11 protein-coding genes and 1 pseudogene are annotated in these 9,636 nt (G+C 72.4%); 4 read left to right on the top strand and 8 right to left on the bottom strand.

Features of this window, described 5'->3' with window-relative positions; all coding sequences use genetic code 11:
• The 5 genes from pdxS to pgsA form a co-directional block, all read right to left on the bottom strand.
• Window positions 1-876, bottom strand: an 876-nt coding sequence (pdxS, locus tag VFL99_RS14945) for a pyridoxal 5'-phosphate synthase lyase subunit PdxS (protein ID WP_414713774.1), incomplete at its 3' end; no start/stop codon positions are given.
• Between the two features lie 85 nt (window positions 877-961).
• Window positions 962-1,513 carry a hypothetical protein gene (locus tag VFL99_RS14950; RefSeq protein ID WP_325107150.1) on the bottom strand — a complete coding sequence of 184 codons (552 nt, stop codon included), beginning with the start codon at window positions 1,511-1,513 and terminating at the stop codon, window positions 962-964.
• A complete protein-coding gene (locus VFL99_RS14955; protein WP_325107151.1) occupies window positions 1,513-2,673 on the bottom strand; it encodes a glycosyltransferase family 4 protein in 1,161 nt (386 codons plus the stop codon). The genes VFL99_RS14950 and VFL99_RS14955 overlap by 1 nt, the downstream gene beginning before the upstream one ends.
• A complete protein-coding gene (locus VFL99_RS14960; protein WP_325107152.1) occupies window positions 2,670-3,695 on the bottom strand; it encodes a phosphatidylinositol mannoside acyltransferase in 1,026 nt (341 codons plus the stop codon). The genes VFL99_RS14955 and VFL99_RS14960 overlap by 4 nt, the downstream gene beginning before the upstream one ends.
• A complete protein-coding gene (gene pgsA / locus VFL99_RS14965; protein ID WP_325107153.1) occupies window positions 3,692-4,303 on the bottom strand; it encodes a phosphatidylinositol phosphate synthase in 612 nt (203 codons plus the stop codon). The genes VFL99_RS14960 and pgsA overlap by 4 nt, the downstream gene beginning before the upstream one ends.
• Window positions 4,304-4,375: 72 nt before the next feature.
• On the opposite strand from pgsA, the gene VFL99_RS14970 reads away from it, so the two are divergent.
• Window positions 4,376-6,508 carry an elongation factor G-like protein EF-G2 gene (locus VFL99_RS14970; protein ID WP_325107154.1) on the top strand — a complete coding sequence of 711 codons (2,133 nt, stop codon included), beginning with the start codon at window positions 4,376-4,378 and terminating at the stop codon, window positions 6,506-6,508.
• Between the two features lie 4 nt (window positions 6,509-6,512).
• On the opposite strand, the gene VFL99_RS14975 is transcribed toward VFL99_RS14970, so the two are convergent.
• The gene (locus VFL99_RS14975) at window positions 6,513-7,097 is read right to left on the bottom strand and encodes an HIT family protein (RefSeq protein WP_325107155.1); all 585 of its coding nucleotides are present in this window, start codon (window positions 7,095-7,097) and stop codon (window positions 6,513-6,515) included.
• A 311-nt stretch (window positions 7,098-7,408) separates the two neighbouring features.
• On the opposite strand from VFL99_RS14975, the gene VFL99_RS14980 reads away from it, so the two are divergent.
• Window positions 7,409-7,906, top strand: a complete 498-nt coding sequence (locus VFL99_RS14980) for a C40 family peptidase (RefSeq protein WP_325107156.1) — start codon at window positions 7,409-7,411, stop codon at window positions 7,904-7,906.
• A gap of 108 nt (window positions 7,907-8,014) precedes the next feature.
• Window positions 8,015-8,476 carry a nitroreductase family deazaflavin-dependent oxidoreductase gene (locus tag VFL99_RS14985; protein ID WP_325107157.1) on the top strand — a complete coding sequence of 154 codons (462 nt, stop codon included), beginning with the start codon at window positions 8,015-8,017 and terminating at the stop codon, window positions 8,474-8,476.
• 55 nt (window positions 8,477-8,531) lie between these two features.
• Here VFL99_RS14985 and VFL99_RS14990 read toward each other — a convergent pair whose 3' ends face one another.
• On the bottom strand, window positions 8,532-8,978 hold the full coding sequence (locus VFL99_RS14990; RefSeq protein WP_325107158.1) for a GNAT family N-acetyltransferase: 447 nt from the start codon (window positions 8,976-8,978) through the stop codon (window positions 8,532-8,534).
• Window positions 8,979-9,151: 173 nt separating this feature from the next.
• Here VFL99_RS14990 and VFL99_RS14995 point away from each other — a divergent pair, with 173 nt between their 5' ends.
• Window positions 9,152-9,397: a DUF2249 domain-containing protein gene (locus tag VFL99_RS14995; RefSeq protein WP_325107159.1), complete on the top strand. Its 246-nt coding sequence runs from the start codon at window positions 9,152-9,154 to the stop codon at window positions 9,395-9,397.
• A gap of 14 nt (window positions 9,398-9,411) precedes the next feature.
• On the opposite strand, the pseudogene VFL99_RS15000 reads toward VFL99_RS14995, so the two are convergent.
• Window positions 9,412-9,636 (bottom strand): annotated as a pseudogene (locus tag VFL99_RS15000) (hypothetical protein); the annotation flags it as partial.

The following is a 9,636-nucleotide window of genomic DNA, read 5'->3' on the forward strand; positions in this document are numbered from 1 at the left end:
GCCGACCATGGCCTCGCCCAGGCCGCGGGAGACCTTGGCGATCACGTCGGGGTCGTCGTAGAAGGTCGTCGCCTTGACGATGGCCTCCGCGCGCTGCGCCGGGTTGCCCGACTTGAAGATGCCGGAGCCGACGAAGACGCCTTCGGCGCCGAGCTGCATCATCATCGCGGCGTCGGCCGGGGTGGCGATGCCGCCGGCGGTGAAGAGCACGACCGGCAGCTTGCCGGCCTCGGCGACCTCGCGGACCAGCTCGTAGGGCGCCTGCAGCTCCTTGGCCGCGACGTAGAGCTCGTCGGCCGACATCGAGCGGAGCCGGTTGATCTCGGCCCGGATGGAGCGCATGTGCGTGGTCGCGTTGGAGACGTCGCCGGTGCCGGCCTCGCCCTTGGAGCGGATCATGGCCGCGCCCTCGGTGATGCGGCGCAGCGCCTCGCCCAAGTTGGTGGCACCGCACACGAACGGCACGGTGAAGGCCCACTTGTCGATGTGGTTGGCGTAGTCGGCCGGGGTCAACACCTCGGACTCGTCGATGTAGTCGACTCCGAGGCTCTGCAGCACCTGGGCCTCGACGAAGTGGCCGATGCGGGCTTTCGCCATCACCGGGATGGAGACGGTCTCGATGATCCCGTCGATCATGTCGGGGTCGCTCATGCGGGACACCCCGCCCTGGGCGCGGATGTCGGCCGGCACGCGCTCGAGCGCCATGACGGCGACGGCGCCGGCGTCCTCGGCGATCTTCGCCTGCTCGGGCGTGACGACGTCCATGATGACGCCGCCCTTGAGCATCTCGGCCATACCGCGCTTGACCCGCGCGGTGCCCAGCTGGGGCTCGTTGCTGGTGGTGGGCTGCGCGCTGCTCACGGACTCGACGGACACGTCAGGACCTCTCCCGAATTCTGGTCAGGGTGTGGGGGCTGCACGGGCGTCGCGAACGGCGCCGCTCGGGCTCCAGTCTAGTCGCTCAGACACCCAGCCCGAGCACGGGCAGCTCGTCGTCGAACTCCACGGTGCGCGGCAGCTCCGCGTGCCCGGCGAGGCGGGCCCAGCGCACCACCTTCTTGCGGCGGATGCGGCGCACGTCGACCACCGCCTCGTTGTGGAACCGGCGGGCGAGCTGCACGCGCTGGGTGGCGGCCCGCACCCGTTCCAGCGCCTCCCGGCCGAGCTCGTCGCCCTGCCCCACCTGCCGCACCACCTCCGGCACGAGTGCCAGCTCCAGGGCCCGGGTCAGGTTGCTCTCCACGGCCGAGCGCGCGGTGGGGTCGGCCTCGCCCGTCTCGAGCGACTCGGTCGCGGCGCTCGCCAGGATCAGCGAGGAGGCCGGGTCCAGGGCTCCGGTGCCGGCGAGCTCCAGCGTCGCCTCCGCGCGGCGCACCAGCTGGGCGTCCAAGGCGCTCAGCGACCCCTCCACCCGGGCGTGCAGCCGGTCCAGCCGGGCGGCGCTGTAGGACAGGTACCACGCGATGGCGACCAGCACCGCGATGGCGACGACGGCCCAGCCCAGGGTGTCCATCAGCGGCCCCCGACCGCGCGCCGCCCGCGCGGGATCCGCACCGTCCGTGGCGTCGAGCTGACCGTCATCTCGTAGACGGCCACGATGTCTCGCGCCACCACCGACCAGTCGAAACGGCGCGCCCGGGTCCGGCCCAGCGCGGCCAGCTCCGCGCGGCGGGCCGGCGAGCGCAGCAGCCGAACCGCCGTCGCGGCGAGGTCGTCGGCGTCGCCGTTGCGGAAGGTCGCCCCGGTGCGGCCGTCGTCCAGCACCCGCAGGAACGCCGGGAGGTCGCTGGCGAGCACGGCGGCTCCCGCGCTCATCGCCTCGATGAGGATGATCCCGAAGCTCTCTCCCCCGGTGTTCGGAGCGACGTAGACGTCGGCCGACGCGAGCAGGGAGGCCTTGTCCGCATCGCTCACCGGTCCGAGGAACTCGCAGGCGGCAGCGACGTCGGGCGCCATGAGCTCGCGCACCTCGTCGGGGTCGCCCGGGCCGGCGACCAGGGCCCGCGTGCCGGGCACGGCCCCCAGGATCGACGGGAGCGCCCGGGCGAGCACCGGCATACCCTTGCGCGGTTCCTCGATCCGCCCGAGGAAGGCGAGGGTCGGCCGCTCGGCCGTTCCCCGCCACTCGGCACGCACCGGGGCGCCCGCGAACCGGTCGACGAACACCCCGTTGGGGATGACCACCGCGTCCCCGCCGACGTGGGTGGTGACGGTCTGGCGGGCGTCCTCGGACACGGCGATGCGGCCGGTGATCTTCTCCAGGCTCGGCCGCAGCACCGGGTAGGCCGCCTGCATCGCCCGCGAGCGCAGCGTGGAGGTGTGGAACGTGGCCACGACCGGGTCCTCGACGGCCCACAGGGCGAGCAGCGACACGCTGGGGCTGGTCGGTTCATGGATGTGCACGACGTCGAACCGGCCGCGGTCCAGCCACCGGTTCACCCGCGCGGCGGTCAGCGGGCCGAACGCGAGCCGCGCGACGGAGCCGTTGTAGCGGATCGGTACCGCCCGGCCGGCCGCGACCACCCACGGCGGCAGCGGGGTCTCGTCGTCGGCCGGGGCCAGCACGCTCACCTGGTGGCCGAGGTCGATGAGGTGCTCGGCGAGGTCGCGCACGTGCAGCTGCACCCCGCCGGGGACGTCGAAGGAGTACGGGCTGACGATCCCGATCCTCACCGCGCCTCCACGCCTTGTCTCGCGGCTCCGGCGACCTCGCGGGGGTTCACGAAGACCCGCTGCATCATGTGCCAGTCCTCGGTGTGCTCTCGCACCGTCCCCGCCAGCGCGTCCGCGCACTGCTGTGTCATGACCCGCACCTGGTCGCGGGTGCGCCCCTGCCCGGGCGGGTGCACCCGATCGTGGACCTCCACCCGGATCCGGTGTGCCGACCCGCCGGTGGCCTGCGGATCCGCTGGTTCGTAGGTCACCGAGACCGGGAACAGCGCAGCACCGGTCGTGAGGGCCAGGGCTGCCGGGCCGACCGCCATCCGCGCCCGCCGGCCGCAGAAGTCGACCTCGATCCCGCCGGAGGTCAGGTCCCGGTCGGCCAGCAGCGGGACGAACCCGCCGCCACGCAGTGCCGCCGTCAGCTCGCCGAAGACGTCGCTCGGGCGCCCGCCCGGGCCGGTGAGCGGCAGGATCCGCATCCCGAGGGACTCGCGGTAGGCCACGAACTCGGCGAACAGCTCCTCGGGCTCGAGCCGCTCGGCGACCGTCGTGACGGGGACCAGCTCGGTGGTGCACCAGGCGCCGGCGAGGTCCCAGTTGCCGAGGTGGCCGAGGAACATCACCGTCGCGCCGCCGGAGTCGACATGGGCGCGCAGCGGGTCGAGGCCGACCACCCGCATCGAGGCCAGACGCTGCTCACGCGTCAGCTCGGGCAGCCGGAACGCGTCGCACCAGTAGCGCAGGTAGGAGCGCATCCCCGCGCGGACCAGCGCCTCGAGCCGGTCGGCGTCCAGCTCGGGGCGCACGAGCGCGTAGTTGGTACGCAGCCGCTCCACGCTGCTGCCCCGCCGGCCCCGCCCGCGCCGGTAGGCCAGCTCCGCGCCCACGTCAAAGGCACGGTAGGCGAGCCTGCCCGGCATACGGCGCACGAGGCGCCAGCCCGTGCGGAAGGCGAGGACCGTCAGTCGCTCCCTGCCCGGGGTTCCCGCGAGGTATCGGAGCGGAGCGGAGCGGGTCGCGGGGTGGGTCATGTGGAGCGCAGGGCCTGGGCCCGCACGGTGAGCATCCGCTGGATCACGGTGATCAGGCTGGCGACCGCGAGCAGGGCCAGGACGGCGGTGAGCACGATCTCGGGCAGGCCGAGTCCGACCAGGCCGGTGGTGACCAGGACGACGACCAGGCGGTCGGCACGTTCGGCGATCCCCACGTTGGCGGTCATCCCCAGCCCCTCCGCGCGGGCCTTGGCGTAGCTGACGACCATGCCGAGGATGAGGCACGCCAGGGCGAGCCCGGCCATGTAGTAGCGGTCCGGCTCGCGGGCGTACCAGAGCACCAGCCCCCCGAAGATGGCCGCGTCGCCGACGCGGTCGAGGGTGGAGTCGAGGTAGGCACCCCACCGGCTGGACCGGTTGGACAGGCGCGCCATCACCCCGTCGACGGTGTCGGAGAAGACGAAGCAGGTGATGACGATGGTCCCCCAGAAGAACTGGTGCCGGGGATAGAAGGCCAGTGCCCCCACGCACACCCCGAGCGTGCCCACGATGGTCACGATGTCCGGGCTGATCCCGAGGGAGAGCAACAACCGGGCGACCGGAGTGAAGATGCGGGTGAACAGGGCGCGCGCGAATCGGTTGAGCATGGTGGGGTCAGACTACTGAAGCGTTGCACCAAGAGGGTTGTGCGCACCGTCCGGACGCAGCATCGTTGCGGCATGAGTCCCAAGGCCGCCGCGAACACGCCCGCACCCGCCGTCTCCTCGCCCGACCAGCTGCGCAACGTCGTGCTGGTCGGGCACAGCGGATCGGGCAAGACCACGTTGTTCCACCACCTCATCGCGGCGACCACTGACGGCTATCGGCCCTCCCCCGAGCCTCCGGAGCGTTCGGTGTCGCTGTCGGTCGCGACCGTGCCCAACGACGGCACGGTGCTGACGATGATCGACGCGCCCGGCTACCCGGACTTCGTGGGCGAGCTGCGCGCGGGGCTGCGCGCCGCGGACGCCGCGCTGTTCGTCGTCTCGGCCGCCGACGGGGTGGACGCGGCGACGCAGATGCTGTGGCAGGAGTGCGCGGCGGTGGGCATGCCGCGGATGGTCGTGGTCACCAAGCTGGACGTGGCGCGGGCGGACTTCGAGGACACGGTGGCGATCTGCCAGCGGGTGTTCGGCGACGGGGTCATGCCGGTCTACCTGCCGCTGCACGGCGACGACGAGGCGATCATCGGCAACCTCGGACTGCTCACCCAGACGGTCTCCGACTACAGCAATCCCGAGGGGCACGAGGTCTACGACGCCCGGGCGCGGCAGGTGCAGGAGGCCGAGGACCGGCACCGCGAGCTCATCGAGGGCAAGCGGGCCGACCTGATGGAGGCCATCATCGAGGAGTCCGAGGACGACACGCTGCTCGACCGCTACCTCGGCGGTGAGGAGATCGACACCAAGACGGTCATCAGCGACCTGCTCGTGGCGGTGGCCCGCGGCAGCTTCCACCCCGTCGTGCCGGTGTCGACGCAGACCGGGGTCGGCACCCAGGAGCTGCTCTACCTGCTGGCCGCCGCGTTCCCGGCACCCACCCGGCACCCGCTCCCGGCGGTGACCACGCCCGACGGGGAGCCGCTCCCCCCGCTGCAGTGCGACCCCGAGGGCCCGCTCGTCGCGGAGGTGGTGCGCACCACGACCGATCCGTACGTCGGGCGGATCAGCCTCGTGCGGGTCTTCAGCGGCACCCTCGCCCCCGACGCGGTGGTGCATGTCTCGGGGCACCTGGACCGCTTCGCGAGCCACGAGCTGGAGGGGCATGACGAGCACGACGACGAGGAGCGGGTCGGCCTGCTCTCCTCGCCCCTCGACGACGTGCTGCGGCCCCGGGAGCGGGCCCTCGCCGGTGAGGTGGTGGTCGTGGCCAAGCTGGGCCACGCCGAGACCTCGGACACCCTCAGCGACAAGGACCGTCCGGCGCTGGTGGAGCCGTGGGTGCTGCCCGAGGCGCTGCTGCCGGTGGCCATCCGGTCCGTGAGCAACGCCGACGAGGACAAGCTGGCGGGCGCCCTGCAGCGGCTCGTCGCCGAGGACCCCACGATGCGGCTGGAGCGCAGCGCCGAGACGCACCAGGTGGTCCTCTGGACCATGGGGCAGGCGCACGTCGACCTGCTGATGCAGCGGCTCGAGGAGCGCTATGGGGTCAAGGTGGAGTCCGAGCCCTTGCGCGTCGCCCTGCGCGAGACGTTCACCACCGCCGCGGAGGGCCAGGGGCGCAACGTCAAGCAGAGCGGCGGGCACGGGCAGTATGCCGTGTGCCAGCTCACCGTCGAACCCCTCGAGCGGGGTGCCGGGTTCGAGTTCGTCGACAAGGTCGTCGGCGGCGCGGTGCCGCGCCAGTTCATCCCGAGCGTGGAGAAGGGCGTGCGGGCCCAGCTGGAGAAGGGCGTGCTCGCCGGCTATCCGGTGGTGGACGTGCGGGTGACCCTGCACGACGGCAAGGCCCACTCGGTCGACTCCAGCGACATGGCCTTCCAGACCGCCGGGTCACTGGCGCTGCGGGATGCGGCCAGTCCGCAGACGGTCACCCTGCTGGAGCCGGTGGACACCGTGACGGTGCTCGTCGCCGACGAGTACGTCGGTCCGGTGATGACCGACCTGCAGACCCGGCGCGGACGGGTGCTCGCCAGCCAGCCGGATGACTCGGGGCGCACCACCATCCACGCGGAGGTCCCGCAGACCGAGATCACCCGCTACGCCATCGACCTGCGCTCGGTCTCCCACGGCACCGGCTCGTTCACCCGCGAGCCGCTGCGCTACGAGCCGCTCCCCGCGCACCTGGTCACTCGCTACCTCAGGGAGGAGTGAGGGGTCAGTCGGCCGGCCAGGCGTCCACCAGCTGCTGACGGGTGTCCTCCAGCAGCATCGGCAGGGCCTTGGTCTGGCCCACGATCGGCAGGAAGTTGGAGTCCCCTCCCCAGCGGGGGACGACGTGCTGGTGCAGGTGCGCGGCCACGCCCGCGCCGGCGACCTCGCCCTGGTTCATCCCGATGTTGAAGCCCATCGGCTCCGAGGCCTTGGTCAGCGCCGCGATCGCCGCCTTGGTGAGCGCGGTGAACTCGGTGGTCTCCCCTTCCGTGAGCTCGACGTAGCGGGAGATGTGCCGGTAGGGGCAGACCAACAGGTGGCCGGGGTTGTAGGGGAACAGGTTGAGCACGACGTAGCAGCGCTCGCCGCGGTGCACGACGAGCCCGTCCTCGTCACTGCGGGTGGGAGCACTGCAGAACGGACAGCCGGACCCGGCGTGCGGCGAGGGCCGCTCGCCGCCGATGTAGGCCATCCGGTGCGGCGTCCACAGCCGCTGGAAGCCGTCCTCGACCCGGGCGAAGGCGTCGACGTCCTCGACGCCGGACTCCGCTGGGTCGCTGCCGTGGGCACCGGGCTGCTGGTCCGACATACGGGGAATCCTAGGCAACAGCGGGCAAACGTCCGCGAAGCACTACCACCTCGGCGGTCCTCGGGTTATCCTCTTCTCGCTCCACCGCTCGATTCGGTGGAGCTGCCCGCGTGACGCTGAGTCCCGCCACCACGTGGGCACGGTCCTCACCTCTCGACGGTGGCGGGAGCGGTGCACCCACACTTTCCGTCCGGCAGGCACGCCTGCCCGGACTCGGGGTGAAGCCGGACGCTGCCGGGGGCGGCGCGAGGCCGGGCCACAGGTCCCGAACCCGACAGGTCATGCCTCGCAAGCGGTCCTGGAGCTCCCCAATGCCCACGTTTCGTCACCTCCTGCGTGTCTCGCGAGTGCAGGTCCTGCTCGCCTTCCTCCTCGTCCTCGGGCTGTCCGAGGCCCTCTCCGTGGCCCTGGCCAAACCGGCGCATGCCTACGCCTCCGTCGTGAGTCGCGCCACGTCCTACACCGCCGTGCGCATCGCCGCGAGCAAGCGGGGCGCCCCCTACCGCTGGGGCGCCGACGGTCCCTACCGCTTCGACTGCTCGGGCCTGACGACGTACGTCTACCGCAAGCGGCTGCACAAGTGGATCCCGCGGACGGCCCAGCAGCAGTACAACGCCACGCGGCACATCAACCGCCGCTACCGGCGTCCCGGCGACCTGGTGTTCTTCAAGAACTCCCGCGGGCACGTCTACCACGTGGCGATCTATGCCGGCAGCGGCCGGATCTGGGAGGCCGTGCGGCCCGGGATCCCGCTGCGCAAGGACCGGATCTGGTCGAACCACATCACCTACGGGCGGGTCCACGCCTGACCCGCGCCCGGGTCGGCCTGAGCCGCCCCTAGGTCCGCGCGTGACCCGCGCCTGACCTGCGCCCGACCCGCGCCTGAGCCGGCGGCCCGGCTGTGCGAGGCTCGGAGCATGCCACTAGAGGGTGAGTACGTTCCCAGCCCCAGCAGCCAGGTCGCCGAGCAGGTGCGCCGCTACGAGGCCACCGACGGCCGCGAGGCCAACACGATGAAGGGCCTGCCCATCATCGTGCTCACGAGCCGTGGGGCGAAGTCGGGCAAGATCCGCAAGATCCCGCTGATGCGGGTCGAGCACGATGGTGACTACGCCGCCGTGGCCTCGATGGGCGGTGCCCCGAAGCACCCGGTCTGGTACTACAACCTGGTCGCCCATCCCCGTGTCGAGCTGCAGGACGGCGCTGACCGCCGCGAGTACGTGGCCCGGCAGGTCTCCGGTGAGGAGAAGGCCCAGTGGTGGGAGCGGTGCGTCGCGGCCTTCCCGGACTACGCCGACTACCAGCGCCGGACCGATCGGGAGATCCCGGTCTTCGTCCTGGAGCCGGTGACGTCCGACCAGTCGTCCGCGGCGAGCTAGGTCGTCGTCTGCTGCGGGACAGGCGTGGGACGGGCGCGGTGACCGCCCTTCCCGCTCAGGGGCACACCTCGAGCCACCGCGCCGTGGCCGGCGCGAAGCCGACGCGCTCGTAGAGGGCGGCGGCCTCCGGGACGGCGTGGAGTGCGACGCGCTCCACCTGCTCCTGCCGTGCCGCCTGCAGCGCCGTGCGCAGCAGCCGCTCCCCGAGCCCGCGGGTGCGGGCGTCCGGCGTGACGAACAGCGACGAGACGTGCCACCACGACCCCTCGGGGCAGCCCAGCCTGGGGAGCTGGTCGACGACGGCCGCGACGAGCACGCCCACGGGCTTGCCGTCGTTCTGCACCGCGAGCCACGTGCGCCGGTGGGGTGCTTGGGCCTGCCAGGCCCGCGCGTGGCGGTCGAGGAAGCCCGGCTCCGCGGCGTGCCCCTGCTCGCGGCCCAGCTGCAGGTGGAGCGCGGCGACGGCCAGCGCGTCGGCCGGCTCCGCCCTGCGGATCCTCACCATGTCGTCCTCCCGCCTGCCCTCGTGACCCACGCCCGCAGTGAACCATGCCGTATGTCGGGTGCCCGGCTCATTTTTCCCTGTTTCCTCCGTGCGAATTGCCTGAGGATCGTGCTGCCGTCCCGGCGACCGACGCTGGGACGGACCACTCGCGTCCCCCAGGAGGAACGACCATGCCCCAGCAGACCCCGCCCGATGAGCTGCTCGACGTCCGCGAGGAGCCACCGGCCCGCCGCCACCAGCTCATCTTCGAAACCTACGGCAGCCTGCAGGGCGGCCAGGCGTTCGTGCTCGTCAACGACCACGACCCCAAGCCGCTCTACTACCAGTTCGCCGCCGAGCAGCCCGGCCGCTTCAGCTGGGACTACCTCGAGCCGGGCCCCGAGGTCTGGCGCGTGCGCATCGGCCGCACCGGCTGACGGCGCGCCGCTGATCACGCCGCGCTCAGCGCGGCGGCGAGCGAGAACCCGATCACCGTGACCAGCCCCGCCGGCTCGCCGCCCGCACGCGCCGCCTCAGGGACCATCGAGTCGACCAGCATCACGAGCAGCGCACCGGCGGCGAAGCCGTCGATCACCGCGCGGAAGTCGCTGCCCGTGGCGTGCGCGGCGGCGTAGCCGGCGGCGGCCGCCGCCGTGCAGGCGACGGCGATGCCGAT

Source organism: Segeticoccus sp. (genome assembly GCF_035708005.1).

What these genes read in the sequence shown, in the direction of transcription:
- VFL99_RS14960 (WP_325107152.1), bottom strand. Translation starts at nt 3,695, where the DNA reads ATGACCCACCCCGCGACCCGCTCCGCTCCGCTCCGATACCTCGCGGGA.
- VFL99_RS14985 (WP_325107157.1), top strand. Translation starts at nt 8,015, where the DNA reads ATGCCACTAGAGGGTGAGTACGTTCCCAGCCCCAGCAGCCAGGTCGCC.
- VFL99_RS14975 (WP_325107155.1), bottom strand. Translation starts at nt 7,097, where the DNA reads ATGTCGGACCAGCAGCCCGGTGCCCACGGCAGCGACCCAGCGGAGTCC.
- VFL99_RS14950 (WP_325107150.1), bottom strand. Translation starts at nt 1,513, where the DNA reads ATGGACACCCTGGGCTGGGCCGTCGTCGCCATCGCGGTGCTGGTCGCC.
- pgsA (WP_325107153.1), bottom strand. Translation starts at nt 4,303, where the DNA reads ATGCTCAACCGATTCGCGCGCGCCCTGTTCACCCGCATCTTCACTCCG.
- VFL99_RS14970 (WP_325107154.1), top strand. Translation starts at nt 4,376, where the DNA reads ATGAGTCCCAAGGCCGCCGCGAACACGCCCGCACCCGCCGTCTCCTCG.
- VFL99_RS14980 (WP_325107156.1), top strand. Translation starts at nt 7,409, where the DNA reads ATGCCCACGTTTCGTCACCTCCTGCGTGTCTCGCGAGTGCAGGTCCTG.
- VFL99_RS14995 (WP_325107159.1), top strand. Translation starts at nt 9,152, where the DNA reads ATGCCCCAGCAGACCCCGCCCGATGAGCTGCTCGACGTCCGCGAGGAG.